The following is a 20,082-nucleotide window of genomic DNA, read 5'->3' on the forward strand; positions in this document are numbered from 1 at the left end:
CCCATGCTTTCCCGGAACCAAAGGCGCGATGATCGCCCACTGCCTGTCCGTCAATGTCCGCCGGCCCAAGATCGCCTCCCGTTTTCGATCTCGAATCAAACCGGAGGCGATTTGGGAATCCTTTAAATGCAGACGCCGCCTAGGCTGTCTGCAAAAGGATCGCCCCGGTACGCTGGCCAGTCTCAACCGCGACATGGGCGGCGGCGCAGTCCGTCAGGGGATAGATGCGTTGGATCGGGCAGTGCAGCGCGCCTTCTGTCAGGGCGTCGGTCAGCCGGGCGATGGTCTGCGCCCGTTGCGTCGGGGTGAGCAGATAGATCAGTGCGATCTCGATCGTGACGGCCTTGAACAGGAGTGGATAGAACGGCAGTTCCGGCGTCATGTTCAAGGCCGAGCCATAGGCGCAGATCACGCCGTTTTCCGCGATCACCTCGCTGTCGGTCGCGATGTTCGCTCCGAATTCGACCTCGATGATCCGGTCGACGGGCCGGCCCTGGTTGGCGGCGAGAAGACGCGTTGCCAGGTCTGGAGCTGAATAGTCCAGCACCACATCCGCCCCTGCCGCTCGCGCCCGGTCCATGCCGGGACCATGCGCTGTGGCGATGACATGGGCACCGCCCCATTTGGCCAGTTGCACGGCGAGCAGACCGACGGTTCCCGCCCCGCCCTGGATCAACAGGGTCTTGTCCGCGACGTCGCCACCGCTGAAGACCGTGAAACAGGCGGTCAAGCCGGGAATGCCGAGACAGGCGCCGGTTTCGAAATCGGTTTTGTCGGGCAGGGGGGCGCATTGGTCTTCGGGCAGGGTGATCTGCGTCGCCGCGGTGCCAAAGGCCCTGCGCCACTGGCCGTTCCAGATCCAGACCCGCTGTCCGATGCGGGCCGGATCGACTCCGGTGCCGATGGCCGAAATCACCCCGGACCCGTCGCTGTGCGGGACGATCAGCGGGAACGGCGGCTTGGCGACGCCGGGACGCGATCCGGCGCGGGCCTTGACGTCGGACGGGTTCACCCCGGAAAAGGCCAGATCCACCGTGACCTCTCCGGCGGCGGGCGCAGGCGTGTCGATGTCCGAGAGCCGCAGCACGTCCCGTGCCTGGCCGAAACTGGAATAGGTGATTGCTTTCATGGTTCGATCTCCGCTCCTTGCGCCGCGCCGGTCGTGGCCTGCGATTTCACTGCCAGTGTCGCGGTTGCCAACGGAAGCGGCAAGACGAAAGGGCTGCTGGCTGAAGCCCGGCCGGCGCTCCGGCGGAGTGGGGAAGCAAGACCGGTTCCGCCGCCAGGTCAGCCTTCGGGAAATGGCGGCGCGGGGCGTCAAGGCAATCGGTGACCGGAGCTTATCCACGGTTTCGCGACACGGCGGTCTCCGGATTATTCCCTTACCTCGTCCGACCGGACACCCCAGAGGTTTTCCTTTTGCGCCCATCCGCGATGTCCGCCCGCGCTGATGCGGCACCAGTCGCTGGTGCATTCCCCGAGCCGAGCGACGACGCCCAGTTCGAACATCGCGTTGACCGGCGACCCGAGGTCCGGCCGGGCGTGAACTTTCAGCATGTCCTTTTCCACGAGCACCGTTCGGACGCCGGACAGAAGCGCATAGTGAACCCAGCCCCCGGCGCCGTCGCGGTCTTGCACCCGGCGCCAGTGCCCGTGTTCCGCGGTGATCTGAAGCGGCATGTCCCGGCGTTTGAATACCCAGTCGATGCGATGGGTCAGCGACGGCCCGCGCCGGACGTTGCCCTCGTTGGCCTTCATCGAAACGTAGCGCGGGATCGGCAGGTTCGTCACCGGCCCGCGCTCCTGCGCGACCGCTCCCGCCGCCATCATGCAGAGCGACGCGATTCCCGCCATTGCCCGGCGTCCCGATGAAACCGATCCTGCCACTGTCTGTCTGCCTGCTCGTCCTTGGAAGGGTGGTGCGATTTTCCACATGGGGTTCTTGTGCCCCGACTGTTCCTGCGCCACCATGACATGGCGCGATCTGATTTGAAAAGCGGTGGGAGACCCAGAGTGCCAAGAGAACGTCTGAGTGTTGTCGTTACGCGACGGTTGCCGGATGCGGTGGAAACCCGGCTCAGTGAATTGTTCAAGGTCACGCTTCGGGACGACGATACGCCGATGACCCGGACCGAGCTTGCAGAGGCCATGCGGGGCGCCGACGTTCTGGTGCCGACCGTCACCGATGAAATAGACGCGCGCCTGCTGGCGCAGTCCGGTGATCGGTTGAAGCTGATCGCGAATTACGGCGCGGGGGTCGACCACATCGATGTTGCGACCGCGCGTCAGCGCGGCATCCTGGTCAGCAACACGCCGGGCGTGCTGACGGACGATACGGCGGATATGACGATGGCGCTGATGCTGGCGGTGATCCGGCGCATACCCGAAGGGCTCGCCGTGATGCAGAAGGGCGAATGGCAGGGCTGGGCCCCGACCGCGTTTCTGGGTGGCCGGGTCGGCGGGCGCCGGTTGGGCATTCTCGGCATGGGGCGGATCGGTCAGGCCGTGGCGCGGCGCGCGCGCGCCTTTGGAATGCAGGTGCATTACCACAACCGAAAGCGCCTGCGCCCGGAAATCGAAGACCAGTATGACGCGACATATTGGGACAGTCTCGACCAGATGATCGCCCGGATGGATGTGGTTTCGATCAACTGCCCATCGACCCCAAGCACGTTTCACCTGATGAATGCACGGCGGCTGAAGCTGATGAAATCCAGTGCGGTGGTCGTGAACACCAGCCGTGGCGAAGTGGTGGACGAAAACGCCCTGACCCGGATGCTGCGGGCGCGGGAACTGGCCGGGGCGGGGCTGGATGTCTACGAGCACGGCACCGATGTGAACCCGCGGCTGCGCGAATTGCCCAATGTCGTGCTGCTGCCGCACATGGGGTCGGCCACGCTCGAGGGACGTATCGAAATGGGCGAGAAAGTCATCATAAACATCAAGACGTTCCACGACGGGCACAGGCCGCCGGATCAGGTGGTGCCGTCCATGTTGTAACACATCGTCCGCCTGTGGTCGGATGAATGGGAGGAAATCATGCGACTGAAACTGACGGCGTGTCTGTTGCTCCTTGCCGGGGCGCTTCACGCACAGCAAAGCACCGATGCGGTGGCGCCCGAGGGTTCGACCGCGGGGGGCGGGTTCGAGACCCTGTCGCCGGCCGTCACGGCCGCGCTGGCGGCCAGGGCCGACGGCGTTCCGGTGCGGTCCGACAACTGGATGATCGCCGCCGCCAACCCGCTGGCCGTGCAGGCCGGGGCCGATATCCTGCAATCCGGCGGAAGCGCCGCCGATGCGATGATCGCGGTGCAGACGGTGCTGGGGCTGGTCGAACCGCAATCCTCGGGTCTTGGCGGCGGCGCATTCCTCGTCTGGTATGATGCGGCCTCGGGCAAGCTGACCACCCTGGACGGGCGCGAGACGGCGCCGCTGGCGGCCACTCCACGGCTCTTTCAGGATGAAACCGGCGAACCCCTCAAGTTCTTCGATGCGGTCGTCGGCGGCCGGTCCGTCGGCACTCCCGGAACCCCGGCCCTGATGGAAGAGGCGCACCGCCGCTGGGGGCGCGCGCCCTGGCCCACACTGTTCTCGGCGGCGATCGATCTCGCCGACAACGGATTTTCCGTGTCGCCCCGGCTGGCCGGTTCGATCGGGTCGGACGCCGAGCGCCTGGCTGCCATTCCATCGACCGCCGCCTATTTCCTGCCCGATGGCGCGCCCTTGCAGGCCGGTCAGACCCTGCGCAATCCCGACTACGCGGAAACGCTGAGAACCCTGGCCGCGCAGGGGAGCAGGGGGTTTTACGCCGGACCGGTCGCGGCGGATATCGTGGCGGCGGTCCGGTCGGCCTCCGGCAATCCGGGCGTCCTGTCGCAGGTCGATCTCGCGATCTATGGCATCCGCGAACGGGAACCGGTCTGCGTTGCCTACCGGATCTACGAAGTCTGTGGCATGGGGCCACCGTCATCCGGGGCGCTGACGGTCGGCCAGATCCTCGGCCTGCTGCAAGGGTATGACCTCGCGGCGCTCGGACCGGAAAGCCCCGAAAGCTGGCGGCTGATCGGGGATGCGTCCCGCCTCGCCTTTGCCGACCGGGAACGTTACATGGCGGACAGCGATTTCGTTCCGATGCCGACCGGAGGGTTGACGGATCCGGCCTACCTGGCGGAACGGGCCGCGCTTCTGGACGGAGATGACGCTTTGCCCGAGGTCACGCCGGGTAATCCGGCCTTTGACCACGCCGACAACTGGGCCGACGACGAAGCGATGGAACGTCCGTCGACGTCGCATATCTCGATCGTGGATCAATATGGCAACGTGCTGTCGATGACGACCACTATCGAGAACGCGTTCGGGTCCCGGCTGATGGTGCGCGGGTTTCTCCTGAACAATGAGCTGACGGATTTTTCGTTTCGGACCCACGTGGATGGCGTGCCCATCGCGAACCGGCTGGAGCCCGGCAAGCGTCCGCGTTCCTCCATGGCGCCGACGATCGTGATGCGGGACGGCGCGCCGGCTCTGGCCATCGGATCGCCGGGCGGCAGCCGGATCATCGGCTATGTCGCCAAGTCCATCATCGCCTGGGCGGACTGGGGCATGAACATCCAGGCCGCGGTCGCGATGCCCCACGCGGTCAACCGGTTCGGCACCTTTGACCTGGAAGCGGACACGGAAGCGGCCGGGCTGCAGGCCGGTCTGGAAGCCCTGGGTTACGAGGTTTCGCTCCGCGATCTCAACTCGGGACTGCATGCCATCGTGATCGGTGACGGCCTGGAAGGGGCGGCGGACCCGCGCCGCGAAGGGATGGCGCTGGGGGACTGAAGCGGATCTTGCCCTGACGCGGGAATTCGGTCAGAGATCGAAGCGATATTTCTGGGAGGAACGACATGGTCAAGGCAACCCCATTGCCGCGGAACGAAACCGGAATCGCGACGGCGCTCGGCATCCTGAAACAACAGTTCGGAGACCGGCTGCAAACCGGGCAGGCAATCCGCGAACAGCATGGGCACACCACCACCTGGATCGAGAACCAGCCCCCGGACGCGGTGGTTTTTCCCCGCAGCACCGAAGAGGTCGCCGAGATCGTCAAGGTCTGCGCCGCGCACAGGGTGCCGGTGATCCCCTTCGGGGTCGGCACGTCACTCGAGGGGCATGTGAACGCCCCGGCTGGCGGGATTTCGGTGGACATGGGGCAGATGAACCAGATTCTCGCCGTTTATCCCGAAGACCTCAACTGCGTCGTGCAGCCCGGCGTGACGCGCGAGCAGCTGAATACCCATCTGCGCGACCAGGGCCTGTTCTTTCCGATCGATCCCGGCGCGAATGCGACCATCGGCGGCATGACCGCCACCCGGGCGTCGGGCACCAACGCGGTGCGCTATGGCACGATGAAGGACAACGTGATCGCGCTCGAGGCGGTGATGGCGGACGGGCAGGTCATCAAGACGGCGCAGCGCGCCAAGAAATCTTCGGCGGGCTACGACCTGACCCGGCTTCTGGTCGGCTCCGAAGGCACGCTCGGGCTGATCACCAGGATCACCCTGCGCCTGCAGGGCATACCGGAGGCGATGTCGTCCGCCCGCTGTTCCTTTGAAACCGTCGATGCCGCATGTCAGGCCGTGATGGCGACAATCCAATACGGTGTTCCGGTGGCCCGCATGGAACTGCTCGACACCGCCTCGGTTTCCGCGGTGAATGCCTATTCCAAGCTGGACCTGCCGGAAGCGCCCTTGCTGCTTCTGGAATTCCACGGGTCCGAAGCCAGCGTCGCGGAGCAATCCGCCACCTTCGGGGACATCGCCGAAGACTTCGGCGGAACCGGATTCGAATGGACCACGAACGCCGAAGACCGCACGCGTCTTTGGAAGGCGAGACATGATTATTACTGGGCGACGATGCAGATCAGCCCCGGCAAGACCGGGATCGCCACCGATGTCTGCGTTCCGATTTCGCGGCTGGCCGAATGCGTGGCCCGCAACAACGAGATGATCGCGGAACAGGGACTCGTCGGTCTGGTGGTCGGACATGTGGGAGACGGCAATTTCCATACGACGATCCTGGTGGACACGGAGGACGCCGGAGAGATCGCGCGCGCGGAAGAATTCGTCGGCCGTCTGAACGACCTGGCGATCTCGATGGACGGGACCTGCACCGGAGAGCACGGGATCGGTCAGGGCAAACGGCCCTACCTGACGCGCGAACTGGGCGCGGCCACGCAATACATGGCGGCGATCAAGGCAGCGCTCGATCCGGAGGGAATCCTGAACCCCGGAAAGATCCTGCCGGACTGATCGGCCCGCCGGTGCAGGCATCCAAGGGCGCGCCTTCGGCGCAAGCGATCCATCTGCGTTCAGGCCACGCGGGCCTTGAGGGACGCTGTCCCTCAAACTCCCTGGAGTATTTGCGGCAAGAGGAAGGCGAGACGGGCGACCCGCGCCCGGCCTTGTTTGTGGATCAGGAAGGCCCGATCATCAGGCAAGTCACGTTGCGCGCCTTCAGGCGGCGGCAGGCCAGATCGGCGGTTTCGCGGGTCATGCCGACGAAATTGGCGTCAAAACCCTGCGACGATTGCGCGACCTTGCGCAATGAACCTTCGAGCGTGGCCATTTCCGCCAGTGCCGTGCGCAGCAGAACCTTTTCCGCCTGGTAGCGGCTGCCGTAGCGCCCGACATTGATGCCCCAGTGTTGCCCGCCCGAGGTCGATACGCGTGTGACGATTTCCTGTTCGGCGGGCTGGAGCGCTGAGTCCACAGGTGTTTCCGCCAGGGCCAGTTCCGTGGGGCGGGGTTCCGGGCGCGGGGTTCCGGGGGCGGCCGTTTCGGGGGCGATCGTGTCCGCGGCGGCAGCCATCGCGGCTGCTATTCCCGCTTGCAGTTTCGCTTCGTCCTGCTGCGCGGTCGTCGCGACCGAGGCAATCTGGACCGGCGCGGTCTCGCGCGCTTTCGGGCGCAGGCTCTTTTGCACCGATCCTGCGACCCGGATGGTCTTTCCGGCGGTTCCGGGTTCGGCGGTGTTGCCGGCGTATTCGGGCCGTTCGGGTTTTCGCAGCGGCGCACGGGAGGGGGACTTGCGGAAGCCGAGGTCAAGCAGTTCCGCCACGCGCGCGTTGCGCGATGCGGTGGACTTGCCGCCGAAAACCGTGGCGATGACGCGTTCGTTGCCGCGTTCCGCCGACGCCACCAGGTTGAAACCCGCTGCACGCGTGTAGCCGGTCTTGATCCCGTCCGCTCCGCGGTAGGCTTCCAGGAGCCGGCGGTTGGTGTGGCTGACCTGGCGAACGCCCGCATCCGCCGTCTTGCGCGAGAACAGGTTGTAATACTGGGGATAATCGTAGATCACGTGGCGTCCGAGGATGGTCATGTCCCGCGCCGTGGACAGGTGTCCGTTTTCTGTCAGCCCGTGCGCGTTCTTGAAGGTGGTCCGGGTCATGCCCATGGATTTGGCGGTCCGGTTCATCCGGCGGGCAAAGGCGGCCTCCGAGCCGCTGATGGCCTCGCCGATCGCGGTTGCGGCATCGTTCGCCGACTTGACCGCCGCCGCCCGCAGCAGATAGCGCAGCGCGATGGTCTGCCCGGAACGCAGGCCCAGCTTGGACGGCGGTTCGGAAGCGGCATGACCGGATATCCGGACCTTGGTGTCCAGCGTGATTTCCCCGTTCCGGATGGCCTCGAAGGCAACGTAGAGGGTCATCATCTTTGTCAGCGACGCGGGGTGCAGCCGGGTATCCGCATTCTGCGAATGCAGGACTTCTCCGGTGCGGGCATCGATCACGTAATCCGCGTAGGGCGCGGCCGAAATACCGCCTGAACCTGCCACGAAGACCCAAATTGCAAGAAGGATGAAAAGGCCCCAACGGGCCGGACCAATGCGCTGAACCTGCACGATATCTGCCTCTGTCTGCCTCTCGCCGCCGGTATGTTCCGACTGGCTTTTCTTATGCTTATGAAAGAAAGATAACACAGAGGAGTCGGGAAATAAACCCTTGTTTAGCAATCTGTTACCCGATGGGCGCAAGAAAATTCCACTATATCTGGGGGGTGTTCGCGCGCCGAACGCAACACTGGCGATTGGTTAAGAAAAGGTTTCCAGCCGGGGACCGAAGCAGGCTCAGCCGACCTGCGCCAGAAGCCAGGGCAACCCGCCGAGGTCGTCCAGGGCGCGATAGCGCGGTTCGTTCCGGGGCGGGTCGGCGGCTTCGATGTCCCACGGGGTGCCCTGGGGGACGTGGACGCCCCAGCCGCCGGCCTCGATCATCGGCAGGACGTCCGAACGCATGGAATCGCCGACCATCAGCGATCTGTCGGGCCCGTCGCCGTGCCGCGCAAATATCTCGCGATAGACGCTTGCGGTTTTCTCCGACACGATTTCCACTCCATCGAACAGGTCGCCGATCCCGGACTGCGCCAGTTTGCGTTCCTGGTCCAGCAGATCGCCCTTGGTGATCAGCACGATCCGGTGCGTTTCGGCGATTGCCGCCACCGCGTCCCGCGCATGTGGCAGAAGTTCGATGGGATGGGCCAGCATCTCACGCCCGGATTCCAGCAGGCGGGCAATGACATGGGCGGGCACCTTCCGGTCGGTGATCTCGATGGCGGTTTCGATCATCGACAGGACGAATCCCTTGATGCCATAGCCGTAATATCCGATGTTGCGCCGCTCTGCCGCCAGCAACCGTTCCGCCAGGTGGTCCGGATCGGCATAATCCGCCAGCAGGTCGGCAAAGCGGTTCTGGGTGTCACGGAAGACCCGTTCGTTGTGCCACAAGGTGTCGTCCGCATCGAAGCCGACGGTCGTCAGTCTGGTCATGGGGCGCGCCCTGTTCACTGGCTCTTTCCGAATCCCGTGGGGAGGTTATATAAGGCCTGAAGGTCGAAACATACATGCAAGCCGGATCCGCAAGACCGATGACGCAGCCGCAGGTGACACTGACGAACAAGCCCGGACAGGACGACGAAACGTCGATCCTGATCCAGACGCGTCCCGCGACCAGGCGGCCGCCGCTCTACAAGGTGCTGCTGCTGAACGACGACTACACGCCGATGGAGTTCGTCGTTCATGTGTTGGAGCGGTTCTTTGGTCTCAATCACGCGCAGGCCTTCGAGATCATGCTGACGGTGCACAAGAAAGGCGTCGCCGTCGTCGGCGTGTTCAGTCACGAGATCGCGGAAACGAAAGTGGGGCAGGTCATGGATTTCGCCCGCCGCCATCAGCACCCGTTGCAGTGCACGATGGAAAAGGAAGACTAGGAAGGTCATGTCCGCCCGATTGCGTATGGCGCTTGAAACAGGCGGATTGGAACTGCCTGAGACCGGCAGGTTGTCCGTTCTGCATCCTCGTGCGGATATGGATTTGTCGGATCTTCCGAAAGACCGTTTGCAAATCGTTCAGCCATTGAAGCCCGACCACGATCATTTTGCCCGGATGGGGTATGATTGCGTCGCCGAAAGCGATGATCCGGTTGCAGGGGTGCTGGTCTGTCTGCCACGGGCCAAGGCGCTCGCCCATATGGTGCTGCACCAGGCCTGCCGGCGCAGCGGCGGGATGGTGATCGTGGATGGCGCCAAGACCGACGGCATCGACAGTCTTCTCAAGGATTGCCGGAAACGGGTGGAGATTCTCGGCACGATCTCCAAGGCGCATGGCAAGATTTTCTGGTTCCTGTCGGACCCGGATGCGTTTTCGGACTGGCAGGCCGCGCCCGGACGCGTTGAAGACGGCCTTGTAACGGCGCCGGGCTCTTTTTCCGCCGACGGGCCGGACCCGGCATCGCGCGCCCTGATCGCCGTCCTGCCGTCAAATCTGAAGGGGCATGTCGTGGATCTTGGGGCCGGATGGGGTTTTCTCTCCGCCTTCCTGATCCGCATGCCGGGGATCAAGACGCTGGACCTGGTCGAGGCGGATTTTACCGCGCTCGCCTGCGCGCGTGTCAATGTGCCGGATCCGCGCGCGCGGTTTCACTGGGCGGATGCGACAGCCTGGACGCCGTCGGCGCCGGTCGACGCGGTCGTGATGAACCCGCCGTTTCATGTCGGGCGGGCCGCGGACCCGTCGCTGGGGCGCACCTTCATCGAGACGGCGGCGCGGATCCTGTCTCCCTCCGGCAGCCTGTGGATGGTTGCCAACCGGCACTTGCCATATGAAACGACGCTGGAAACGGGATTTGCCAAAGTCGAGGAGGTCGGCGGCGACTCCCGGTTCAAGTGTCTTCATGCGCAACGTCCGGTCCGCGGCCGGCAGCCGAAGCCGGGCAAAGCGACGCCGATCCGGACCCGCCGTTGACCGCGGCCCCGATCACAGGAGGACAGTCATGTCATTTTCCATAGCCGGAAAGACCGCAATCGTCACCGGGGCGGCGAACGGCATAGGATTGGCCATCGGGCGGCAGTTCGTCGAGAAAGGCGCGAATGTCATGTTCGCGGACATGGATGAAAAACGGCTGCGCAGCGAGTTGGGCGACCAGCTCGAAACCGGCAACGTGCGCTATTTCGCGGGCGACCTGCGCGAAAAGCTGGCGATCGCGAACCTGTTGTCGGCGACGCTGGACGCCTTCGACCAGGTCGACATCCTGGTCAATGGCGCACGACAGGTCCTGCAATCCAATCCGCTGGATCCGGATGACGATTCCGTCATCATGCTGCTCAACCAGAACCTGATGCCGGCGCTGCGCCTGACACAGCTTGTTGCCAAGCGGATGATCAAGCAGGCGGAAGGGCAGACCGAGGGTCTGGCCGGGTCGATCATCAACCTGAGCTCGATCGCCGCGCGGCGCACGCATCCGGATCTCCTGGGGTATTCCGTCAGTTCCGCCGCGCTGGACCAGATGACCCGTTCGATGGCGGTCGCGCTGGCGCCCAACCGGATTCGTGTCAATGCCGTTGCCTTCGGATCGGTCATGAGCGCCTCGCTGAAATCGACGCTTAAGGAACACGGGGAATATCGCCAGGACATTGAAGCCCACACGCCGCTGTCGCGCGTGGCGGCCCCCGGCGAACTGGCCGATACGGTGCAGTTCCTGGCCTCTGAAGCATCCGGGTTCATGACCGGGCAGATCCTGACCGTCGATGGCGGCCGAACCCTGTTGGATCCGGTCGCCGCGCCGGTCCACTGATGCGGCATGGGGCCGGTCCCTTGCGAATTCCGCGAAAGTCGTGAAAAGCGGACACCACGAGAAGCGCGACGGATAGGGAGATGTTGGGATGAGCGCCATGATGGACGAGGAAAAGACCCGCGCGTCGGACTGGTTCCGGCAATTGCGCGACCAGATCGTCGCGGCATTCGAGCAGTTGGAGGACACCCATGTGTCCGGTCCCATGTCGCGGGCTGCGCCGGGTCGGTTCGAGATCACCGAAACGCGCCGCGCCTCGGAAGACGGCGGCGATGCCGGCGGCGGGCTGATGAGCGTCATGCGCGGCGGGCGGGTGTTCGAGAAGGTCGGGGTCAATATCTCGACCGTTCACGGAACCCTGGGCGAGCGGGCGCAGGCGGCCATGGCGGCGCGCAAGGGCATTCCCGGCATGGCCGAGGATCCCCGGTTCTGGGCCTCCGGCATATCCCTGGTTGCGCATATGCAGAACCCGCATTGCCCGGCGGTCCATATGAATACCCGGATGTTCTGGACCCCGCATGCCTGGTGGTTCGGCGGCGGCTCAGACCTCAATCCCTGCATCGAATATGCCGAAGACACGGCGTATTTTCACGAGACGCAGAAGGCGCACCTGGATCCGCACGGGCTGGCGCATTATCCGCGGCTGAAGGCCTGGGCGGACGAATATTTCTACATCCCGCACCGCAAGCGCGCGCGCGGAGTCGGCGGGATCTTCATGGATGACTACTGCACCGGCGACTGGGCGGCGGATTTCGAACTGACTCGGGACATCGGCCGGGCCTTCCTGCCGGCTTTCTGCCCGCTCATCGAGAAACGGCGGGGGCAGGACTGGACCGATGCCGACAAGGACAGCCAGCTGATCCATCGCGGTCTCTATGCTGAATACAACCTCGTCTACGACCGCGGAACGAAATTCGGGCTGGAAACTGGACATGACGCCAATGCCGTCCTGATGAGCCTGCCGCCCATGGCGAAATGGGTGTAAGTGCCGGGGTTTCGGCCGTGCTCTTGATTTTCGTCCGGCAGAGGCTTTCATATTGTGCAACCAATATGTGACCTGTCGGGCGGAGCGGCCCGGCCTCCAAGGTAGGACGAGATGAGCACAGACCCCTATTCGGCGCTTGGTGTCAAGAAGACCGCCACCGCCGATGAGATCAAGAAAGCGTATCGCAAGATCGCGCGCGCCAACCACCCGGACCTGAAACCGGACGATGCCGCGGCCGAGGCCCGGTTCAAGGCGGCGGCGGCGGCCTACGACATCCTGAAGGATCCGGAAACGCGGGGGCGCTTCGATCGCGGCGAAATCGACGCGTCCGGGGCGGAACGCCAACAGCAGCGGCAATATTACCGCGACTATGCGGATGCCCCGAACAACCCTTACCGGTCGGGCCCCCGGCCGGAGGACTTCGCCGACGCCTCGGACATTTTCGCCGAGTTCATGCGGGCGCGGGGACGCGCCGGTGGTGGTGCGAGCGGATTCAGGGCAGAGGGGTTCAGCGCCCGTGGCCAGGACGCGCATTACACGCTTGAGGTCGATTTTCTACAGGCGGTCAACGGCGGCAAGACCCGGATCACCCTGCCGAACGGGCAGGGGCTGGAAGTGGCGATTCCGCGCGGAACCGCCGACGGGCAGACGATCCGGCTGCGCGGCAAGGGCGGTCCCGGGCTGGGTGACGGCCCGCCGGGCGATGCGCTCGTCACCTTGACGGTGCGACCGCACAGGCTGTTCCGGCGTGATGGCAATGACATCGTCATCACCCTGCCGATCACGCTGGACGAGGCGGTTCTGGGCGGCAAGGTGACGACGCCGACAATCGACGGAACGGTCAGCCTGACGATACCCAAGGGCGCCAGCAGCGGGCAGGTGCTGCGTCTGCGCGGTCGCGGAGTTCAGCCGGCGACCAAGGGTGCGCGCGGCGATCAGCGGGTGGAACTTTCCATCGTGGCGCCGCCGCGGATCGACGACAAGCTCGCCGACTTCATGGAAGGCTGGCGAAAGGACAATGCCTATGATCCGCGCAGGGGAATGAACGCATGACGCTCCGCTACACAGAGACACAGGTGATTTCCGCCGTGGCGGAACTGACGCCGACCAGATTGAGCCGCTTCATCCAGGCCGAATTCGTCGTGCCGGTCCAGACCGACACCGGCCCGCAATACCGCGAGATCGACCTGGCGCGGCTCACCCTGCTGTGTGAACTGTCCGACGATTTCGATCTGGATGAGGACGCGCTGAGCGTGATCCTGTCGCTGATCGACCAGTTGCACAGCGCCCGGAGCGACCTGCGCAGGCTTCTGGAGGCGGTTCAGGGCGAATCCCAGGATGTGCGGGACCGGATCGTGCGCGCTCTGACCGGCAGCTAGGACTTCAGGACCCAGCCGGTCTGCGCCGGCAGGAACGCTTCGACGGCGGCGCTGGCGATGACGATGGTGTTGCCCGCGGGGTTCGCGACGTTCAGCCCTCCCTTGACGACGGATACGGTCGCGTGACCTCTCGGCAGCGCCGCGGCGAGCGCCGCCGTATCCACCCTGTCCGGTTCCTGGACGCCCACGGTTACATTGACGCGCATGGCGTCGGTGCTCAGATCCAGCGTCGCAAAGACCGGCAGGGCGGAATGACGGATCGCGTCCTCGATGGCGCGGGCGGCGGCCTTGGTATAGTCCATGCCATACTGGTCGTTGCCCATGCCCATCTCGATGATCATTCTGCGGTCAGGCATTTGTGCGCTCCATGTCGAAGGCGACGGAAATCGCGGCATTGGCGATGATTGTCGGGTTGCCGTCCCCCTCGGGCCGGGGAATGTCGAGCCCGCCCTCGGTGACGACGACCTGGACCTGCCCGTAGGGGAATACGGCGATCAGGTCGTCGACCCTGACCGCGTCGGGTTGCCGCACACCGATTTCCACGGTGATCCGCATCGCCTCCTTGGGAAAGCCGAACAGTTCCGCGACATTGATCGAATTGTGCCAGAGCGCATCCATCACGGCGCGGCGCGCGGCTTCGGTATAGTCGCCGCGCCGCAGGGACGTGCCCATTCCGAATTCGGTCAAAACCCTCTGCATGAAACTCTCCCGGTGGTTTGCCCCTGTTTGCCAAGGGCGGAGCGCGGCCGCAAGCCCCTGTCAGTCTTCGTAGCTGATCCGGTAGACGGCCCCCGCAAGATCGTCCGAGACCAACAGCGCGCCATCGGGCGTCTGGACCACATCCACGGGCCTGCCGTCATAGCGGCCCGAGGCGGTCAGCCAGCCTTCGGCAAAGGGCCGCGTTCGCGCGGTGCCGTCGGCTTGCGGGAACGACACCATGACCCGCGCCCCGATCCGTTCGCTGCGATTCCATGACCCGCGCTGCGCCGAGAAGATCGCATTGCGATAGCGTGCCGGGAACATGCCGCCGGTGTAGAAGACCATGCCGAGATCCGCGGCGTGGGCCACGGTTTCGGAGGCGGGCATCACCACCTCGACCGGCACATCCTGCCCGGCATAGGCCCGCGTTCGCACCGCGCCTCCACCGTACCAGGGAAACCCGAAATGCTGCCCCGCCGCCGTCTGCCGGTTGATCTCGCCCGGAGGAATGTCGTCGCCCATGCCATCGACCTGGTTGTCGGTGAACCAGAAATCCCCCGTGTCGGGATGGAAATCCTGGCCGACCGAGTTCCGCACCCCGCGGGTGAAGACTTCGCGCCCGAAACCATCCCGGTTCATGCGGATGATACCGCCGATTCCGATCTCGTCGAAAAGCGCCAGCTTGTCCGCCGGGGTCACGTTGTAGGGTTGGCCCAGAGAGATGTAGAGCCGGTCGTCCGGCCCGACGGTGATGACCCTGGATGTGTGGTTGGAGCTTTCTTCCGATGGCGGGATCAGCGCGCCTTGCGGCACGACCGTTCTGGCAATCAGGTTCGGGCTGTCAAACAGGGTCTCGGCGTCCGGAAATGCCAGGACACGGTTTCGTTCCGCAAGGTAAAGCGTGCCGTCGGCGGCGAAATCCACCCCGTGCGGAATATCGAGATCGAGCGCCGGCGCAAAGCGGCGCACGTCTTCGGCGGTGCGGTCGCCGTCCGGATCGGTCAGGGCCCAAATGTCGCTTCCCCGCGTTCCGACGATGACGACCTTGCCCTCCGGGCCGACCGCCATGTTTCGCGCGCCCGGCACCACCGCGTAAAGCGCGATCCGGAAGCCCTCCGGCAGGCTGATGCCGTTCAGGACCCGCCGGATCGATTCCGCGGTTGCGCCGTCCTGCGCCACGCGCTGCGCCGCGCCGCCCGCGCGCAGGGTCTCCTGCGCGAAGAGCGGGGCAGCCGCGGTGACAGTCGAGACAATGGCCGCCAGTCCGGCGAGCACGCGCGTTCCGAACATTTTCAGCGCCTTTCCCGTGCAAAATTCGGTGTCGGACAGGAAAGGTAACACGATGGACACCGGCGGCAAACACAGGGGGCCGGGTCTTTTGCGGGATCGCCGCGCGGGGCTTGAAACCCGGCGGCGGCGGAGCCATGTCCGGCAGGACAGGGAGGTGTGGAACGGCTTCACACGCTCGACCTGATCGGACCGGAATTTTTCGTGGATATAGTTTGGGTTCTGGCAGGCTTCATCGCGCTGATCGCGGGTGGGGATCTCCTGGTGCGTGGCGCGGTCGCGATCGCCTTGCGGATGAACGTGTCGCCGATGGTGATCGGACTGACGCTTGTCGGGTTCGGGACGTCGACGCCCGAACTTGTCACGAGCGTTCAGGCGGCCCTTGCCGGATCGCCCGGAATCGCGATCGGGAACGTCGTCGGCAGCAACATCACCAATATTCTGCTGATCCTCGGGGTGGGGGCGCTGATCCATCCGCTGTCGATATCCGCTGCCGCGCTCTACCGGGACGGGTCCGTTCTGGCTGCCGTTTCTGTCCTGTGCCTGCTCGTGGTGATGACCGGCACGCTCGACAGGGGCGTCGGCGCGGTGCTCCTGTGTCTGCTGGCGGCCTACTTGGGTCTGACCCTGTGGTGGGAGAAACGCACCAACGATGCCGTGGCGCGGGTCTATGAAGGCGAGGCGGAGCTACTGTCCCTGCCGGCGGGCGGCGCGGTTCGGGACATTGTCCTGCTGGTCGCGGGCCTGGCGCTGACGATCCTTGGCGCGAAACTGCTCGTGACCGGCGCAATCGAAATCGCGGCGAAGCTGGGCTTGTCCGAAGCGGTGATCGGACTCACGGTCGTGGCCATCGGCACGTCCATGCCGGAGCTCATCACCTCTGTCATCGCGGCGCGCAAGGGACAGGCCGACGTGGCCGTCGGCAACGTGATCGGCAGCAATATCTTCAACATCCTGGGCATTCTCGGCGTCACGTCACTGGTCCTGCCGCTGGATGTGCCGGAAGAGATCGTCCGCTTCGACATCTGGGTCATGCTGGCCGCGACCATCGTGTTGCTCTGTTTCGCACGGACCGGCTGGCGGATCGCGCGCTGGGAAGGTTTCGCGCTGCTTGCGGCCTATATCGCCTATCTCGGATTTCTGCTGGCGAGCCTTTGACCCGGCGGTCAGGCTGTGCGCCAGCCGGCTTCGACCATCGCATGCCAGTAAGACGGCGCGATGCGCATCCGCCCGGACAGCCCCTTGTCGACAAGCAGCGCGTGCATCGCCTTCAGCCGCCAGCAGGGAACGTGCATGACCATGTGATGTTCCAGGTGGTAGTTGACCCAGTAAGGGGCCACCAGCAGCCGTGCGACGGGTCCGGCCAGGGTCGTCCGGACGTTCTGCAGGGCGTTTTCGGAAACCTCGGTCGCGCCGTGCTCGGCGATGTTGCGCACGCGCAGGACGAACTGGAACCATGTCAGATAGGGCAGCAGCCAGAAGGTCAGCCCCCACCACCAGTTCCCGACCAGACCCATCAGGATAATGACTCCGATGAAGATCGGCAGGGACTTGAAAAGGTCGCGCGCCTTGAACGCCTGCGCAAAGTCGCTGGCGGCGGTTTCGACCGCGTCGTGGTCGCCGGCCAGCCGCACGGACATCATGACCTGTGCCGCCAGTTGCTTGAACCCGGTCTGCCCGGTCAGGTCCCTGATGAACTTGCGCTTCAGCGAGGCCCTGGTCGTGGGGAACTTCGAGGACAGGACCAGATCCGGGTCTTTTTCGGTCTGCGTGAACCTGTGGTGGGTAAGGTGGTAGTGGCGGTACGCCGCGAGTTCCGCGAGGATCGGACGCCCGCAGAGCCATTCGCCGACGAAGTCATTGAGCCTGCGGTTGCGGAACAACGCGTTGTGCGCCGCTTCGTGCATCAGGATCGCAAGCCCCAGCTGGCGGGAACCGATGACAACGACCGCCAGCGCGAAGGTCAGGATGTTGGGCCACAGGCCGAACAGCGCCAGCGCCGCGGCAATGGTGCCCCAGCAGTGCAGGACCAGCCAGCCGCCCATGATGTCGGATCGTTCCGCCAGCGGGCGGATTTCTTCGGTCGTCAGGAATGCCTTGCCGGGTGTCATGGGGCGATGTCTCCTCCGGCAGCGATGCTGGCAAGGCGACGGTATGCCTGTCAACCATGGCGTGGCGTCAGATGATCGGGCGCCAGTCGAAGAACCCTTCGCCCGCCTCTGCCAGCAGGTGCGCCGCCATCGCGCGGCCCAGATCGGCTCCGTCGGCGATCGGACAGGTCCGGTCATCGGCGATCGACTCCGACCCGTCCGGCCGCAACACCTCGCCGCGCAGGCGCAGGACGTTTCCGTCCAGCACGGCCAGGCCGGCAATCGGGGTTTCGCAGGACCCGTCCAGCGCCGCGAGCAAGGCGCGTTCGGCGGACAGCCGCGCGCCGGTCTGCGCATCGTGAATGGCCGCGAGCATGTCGGCGGCCCGCATGTCGCCGCTTCGGCGTTCGATTCCGATGGCCCCCTGGGCCACGGCGGGCAGCATGTCGGTTTCGGCAATCGGCGTCGCCGGCACATCGGAGCGCCCGAGACGGTTCAGCCCCGCCATCGCGAGAAAGGTGCATTCCGCCACGCCGTCTTCCAGTTTCCTCAGCCGGGTCTGCACGTTGCCGCGAAACTCGACCACCCGCAAATCCGGCCGGCGGTTCAGCAGCTGCGCCCTGCGGCGCAGGCTCGATGTTCCGACGACGGCGCCTTCGGCGAGGTCGGTCAAGGCCGTCCTCGTCGGCGACACGAAGGCGTCCCGCGTGTCCTCGCGCGGCAGGTAGGTATCGAGCAAGAGTCCCGCCGGCTGTTTCACCGGCATGTCCTTCATCGAATGCACCGCGATGTCGATGCCGCCGGACAGCAGCGCCTCTTCGATTTCCTTGGTGAACAGGCCCTTGTTGCCGATCTCCTTCAGCGGGCGGTCGGCGTCGATCATCGCCCTGTTGTCCCCGGTGGTCTTGATGACCACGATTTCGAAAGCCTCTTGCGGCAGATCGAAAGCCCGGACCAGCCGGTCGCGGGTTTCATGCGCCTGCGCCAGCGCCAATGGCGAACCTCTGGTGCCGATTTTCAGGGGCGAAGCGGGGGAGGGGAGGCTGTGTTTCATGCCTTCTCTCTAGTCGCGTCATATTGCCCTTACAAGTGTCCGGGGTTGACAATTTGCCGCTGAAACCGGACCCATGAGCCGCAAATCGAGCGGGGGAAATCATGGCCGGAAAGAAGAAACTGATGCGGGCGCTGGCAGGCGAAACGCAAGCCGTCCCGCCGGTCTGGATGATGCGCCAGGCCGGCCGCTACCTGCCGGAATACCGCGCGACCCGCGAGCAGGCCGGGGATTTCCTGTCGTTGTGCTACAACAGCGATCTGGCGACCGAAGTGACGCTGCAACCGATCCGCCGCTACGGGTTCGACGCGGCCATCCTGTTTGCCGACATTCTTCTCGTGCCGCAGGCGCTGGGTGCCGGTCTCTGGTTTGTCACCGGCGAAGGCCCGCGCCTGTCCACCGTCACGACGCAGGCCGATTTCGATGCGCTGAAACCGGCCGATGCGATCCACGACACGCTGGCGCCGATCTATCAGACGGTGCGCAACCTGTCCGGCGCCTTGCCGGGGGATGTTGCCCTGATCGGGTTCGCCGGAGCGCCGTGGACCGTGGCGACCTACATGATTGCCGGGCGCGGCACGCCGGATCAGGGACCGGCCCATGCCCTGCGCCAGGAAAATACCGTGCTCTTCGAGGCATTGCTCGACCGGATCACCGATGCGACCATCGACTATCTGTCCATGCAGATCGATGCCGGGGCCGAAACGGTCAAGATCTTCGACAGCTGGGCCGGATCGCTGGACGGAGAGGCCTTCGACAAATACGCCGTCGAACCCTGCCGCCGGATCACCGCTGCGCTCAAGTCCCGTCACCCCGACGTGCCGGTCATCGGCTTCCCGCGCGAAGCCGGGCAGAAATACGTCGGCTTCGCCAGGGCGACCGGCGTCGATTGCGTCGCGCTGGACAATTCGGTGGATCCTGCCTGGGCCGCGGCCCATGTCCAGTGCGACGGTTGTGTGCAGGGCAATCTGGCGTCCGCGCATATGGTGGCGGGCGGGCAGGCGCTGGTCGATGAAACCCGTGCCATCGTAAAGGCCTTTTCCGGCGGACCGCATATCTTCAACCTCGGGCACGGGATCACCCCGGATGCGGATCCGGGCAACGTGCAACTGATGATCGACACGGTGCGCGAGGATCGCTGATGCCGAGGCGGCATTTCTGAAATTGACCCTTGACGCCCCCGGCGGGCTGCCCTAATCCCCGTCTCGCCTGTGGCGGAGTAGCTCAGCTGGTTAGAGCAGCGGAATCATAATCCGCGTGTCGGGGGTTCAAGTCCCTCCTCCGCTACCAAATCTTCCCCGAATGATGGACGCGTTTCCTGCCGCGATGTTTCGTGCAACGGTCCATGTAGTCCGTCTTGATCCATCAGTGTCCGCCGGGCAGGCGGTCGCGCGGGTGGGCGGTGATGACCTTCCGGCACTTGCTTGGCCAACAAATGCCGTCAGGCGTTCACCGGAGCGGAAAACGCTTTCCTCAGAGCATTA

The 20,082-nt window shown here is 64.9% G+C and carries 20 protein-coding genes and 1 tRNA gene; 12 read left to right on the plus strand and 9 right to left on the minus strand.

The genetic code is table 11. The features are described from left to right. Positions 1–139: 139 nt before the first annotated feature. Positions 140–1,129 carry an NADPH:quinone reductase gene (locus tag QO034_RS18450; RefSeq protein ID WP_284487009.1) on the minus strand — a complete coding sequence of 330 codons (990 nt, stop codon included), beginning with the start codon at positions 1,127–1,129 and terminating at the stop codon, positions 140–142. 245 nt (positions 1,130–1,374) lie between these two features. Then, positions 1,375–1,854 (minus strand): SH3 domain-containing protein, encoded by a 480-nt coding sequence (locus QO034_RS18455; protein ID WP_284487010.1) that lies wholly within the window; start codon positions 1,852–1,854, stop codon positions 1,375–1,377. Positions 1,855–2,013: 159 nt separating this feature from the next. Here QO034_RS18455 and QO034_RS18460 point away from each other — a divergent pair, with 159 nt between their 5' ends. From QO034_RS18460 to QO034_RS18470, 3 genes are all read left to right on the plus strand, one after another. Further along, positions 2,014–3,000, plus strand: coding sequence for a 2-hydroxyacid dehydrogenase (locus QO034_RS18460; RefSeq protein ID WP_284487011.1), 987 nt, complete (start codon positions 2,014–2,016; stop codon positions 2,998–3,000). Positions 3,001–3,039: 39 nt separating this feature from the next. Further along, the gene (gene ggt / locus QO034_RS18465; RefSeq protein WP_284487012.1) at positions 3,040–4,824 is read left to right on the plus strand and encodes a gamma-glutamyltransferase; all 1,785 of its coding nucleotides are present in this window, start codon (positions 3,040–3,042) and stop codon (positions 4,822–4,824) included. 65 nt (positions 4,825–4,889) lie between these two features. Beyond that, the gene (locus tag QO034_RS18470; protein WP_284487013.1) at positions 4,890–6,293 is read left to right on the plus strand and encodes an FAD-binding oxidoreductase; all 1,404 of its coding nucleotides are present in this window, start codon (positions 4,890–4,892) and stop codon (positions 6,291–6,293) included. Positions 6,294–6,456: 163 nt separating this feature from the next. Here the strand turns inward: QO034_RS18470 and QO034_RS18475 are convergent, their stop codons facing one another. After that, positions 6,457–7,884: a D-alanyl-D-alanine carboxypeptidase family protein gene (locus QO034_RS18475; protein WP_407696786.1), complete on the minus strand. Its 1,428-nt coding sequence runs from the start codon at positions 7,882–7,884 to the stop codon at positions 6,457–6,459. Positions 7,885–8,109: 225 nt separating this feature from the next. Then, complete coding sequence (locus tag QO034_RS18480) at positions 8,110–8,808, minus strand: HAD family hydrolase (RefSeq protein WP_284487014.1); 699 nt, start codon at positions 8,806–8,808, stop codon at positions 8,110–8,112. 98 nt (positions 8,809–8,906) lie between these two features. Here QO034_RS18480 and clpS point away from each other — a divergent pair, with 98 nt between their 5' ends. The 6 genes from clpS (at position 8,907) to QO034_RS18510 (ending at position 13,471) form a co-directional block, all read left to right on the plus strand. Further along, a complete protein-coding gene (clpS, locus tag QO034_RS18485) occupies positions 8,907–9,248 on the plus strand; it encodes an ATP-dependent Clp protease adapter ClpS (protein WP_284487015.1) in 342 nt (113 codons plus the stop codon). A 7-nt stretch (positions 9,249–9,255) separates the two neighbouring features. Beyond that, positions 9,256–10,281, plus strand: a complete 1,026-nt coding sequence (locus tag QO034_RS18490) for a class I SAM-dependent methyltransferase (RefSeq protein ID WP_284487016.1) — start codon at positions 9,256–9,258, stop codon at positions 10,279–10,281. A 28-nt stretch (positions 10,282–10,309) separates the two neighbouring features. Further along, on the plus strand, positions 10,310–11,110 hold the full coding sequence (locus tag QO034_RS18495) for an SDR family NAD(P)-dependent oxidoreductase (protein WP_284487017.1): 801 nt from the start codon (positions 10,310–10,312) through the stop codon (positions 11,108–11,110). Between the two features lie 88 nt (positions 11,111–11,198). Beyond that, positions 11,199–12,092: an oxygen-dependent coproporphyrinogen oxidase gene (gene hemF / locus QO034_RS18500; protein WP_284487018.1), complete on the plus strand. Its 894-nt coding sequence runs from the start codon at positions 11,199–11,201 to the stop codon at positions 12,090–12,092. A 111-nt stretch (positions 12,093–12,203) separates the two neighbouring features. Then, positions 12,204–13,145, plus strand: coding sequence for a DnaJ C-terminal domain-containing protein (locus QO034_RS18505; RefSeq protein WP_284487019.1), 942 nt, complete (start codon positions 12,204–12,206; stop codon positions 13,143–13,145). Beyond that, the gene (locus QO034_RS18510; protein ID WP_284487020.1) at positions 13,142–13,471 is read left to right on the plus strand and encodes a hypothetical protein; all 330 of its coding nucleotides are present in this window, start codon (positions 13,142–13,144) and stop codon (positions 13,469–13,471) included. The genes QO034_RS18505 and QO034_RS18510 overlap by 4 nt, the downstream gene beginning before the upstream one ends. Here QO034_RS18510 and QO034_RS18515 read toward each other — a convergent pair. From QO034_RS18515 to QO034_RS18525, 3 genes are read right to left on the minus strand one after another with little or no spacing between them, the layout of a single operon-like run. After that, positions 13,468–13,827, minus strand: a complete 360-nt coding sequence (locus tag QO034_RS18515) for a Lin0512 family protein (protein ID WP_284487021.1) — start codon at positions 13,825–13,827, stop codon at positions 13,468–13,470. The two genes, QO034_RS18510 and QO034_RS18515, sit on opposite strands and share 4 nt — an antisense overlap. Beyond that, the gene (locus QO034_RS18520; protein ID WP_284487022.1) at positions 13,820–14,170 is read right to left on the minus strand and encodes a Lin0512 family protein; all 351 of its coding nucleotides are present in this window, start codon (positions 14,168–14,170) and stop codon (positions 13,820–13,822) included. Before QO034_RS18520 ends, QO034_RS18515 begins: the two co-directional genes overlap by 8 nt. Positions 14,171–14,230: 60 nt before the next feature. After that, the gene (locus tag QO034_RS18525; protein ID WP_284487023.1) at positions 14,231–15,460 is read right to left on the minus strand and encodes a PQQ-dependent sugar dehydrogenase; all 1,230 of its coding nucleotides are present in this window, start codon (positions 15,458–15,460) and stop codon (positions 14,231–14,233) included. 156 nt (positions 15,461–15,616) lie between these two features. Between QO034_RS18525 and QO034_RS18530 the strand changes: the two genes are divergently transcribed. Continuing rightward, the gene (locus QO034_RS18530) at positions 15,617–16,615 is read left to right on the plus strand and encodes a calcium/sodium antiporter (protein WP_284487024.1); all 999 of its coding nucleotides are present in this window, start codon (positions 15,617–15,619) and stop codon (positions 16,613–16,615) included. Positions 16,616–16,623: 8 nt separating this feature from the next. On the opposite strand, the gene QO034_RS18535 is transcribed toward QO034_RS18530, so the two are convergent. After that, positions 16,624–17,568, minus strand: a complete 945-nt coding sequence (locus QO034_RS18535; RefSeq protein ID WP_284487025.1) for a fatty acid desaturase family protein — start codon at positions 17,566–17,568, stop codon at positions 16,624–16,626. A 67-nt stretch (positions 17,569–17,635) separates the two neighbouring features. Continuing rightward, positions 17,636–18,601 (minus strand): hydroxymethylbilane synthase, encoded by a 966-nt coding sequence (gene hemC / locus QO034_RS18540; RefSeq protein WP_284487026.1) that lies wholly within the window; start codon positions 18,599–18,601, stop codon positions 17,636–17,638. 101 nt (positions 18,602–18,702) lie between these two features. On the opposite strand from hemC, the gene hemE reads away from it, so the two are divergent. Further along, on the plus strand, positions 18,703–19,740 hold the full coding sequence (hemE, locus tag QO034_RS18545; RefSeq protein WP_284487027.1) for a uroporphyrinogen decarboxylase: 1,038 nt from the start codon (positions 18,703–18,705) through the stop codon (positions 19,738–19,740). Between the two features lie 71 nt (positions 19,741–19,811). Continuing rightward, a tRNA-Met gene (locus QO034_RS18550) sits at positions 19,812–19,888 on the plus strand. The last annotated feature ends 194 nt before the right edge of the window (positions 19,889–20,082 follow it).

Origin of the sequence: Sedimentitalea xiamensis, from assembly GCF_030164465.1 — a bacterium.
GTDB lineage: Bacteria > Pseudomonadota > Alphaproteobacteria > Rhodobacterales > Rhodobacteraceae > Sedimentitalea > Sedimentitalea xiamensis.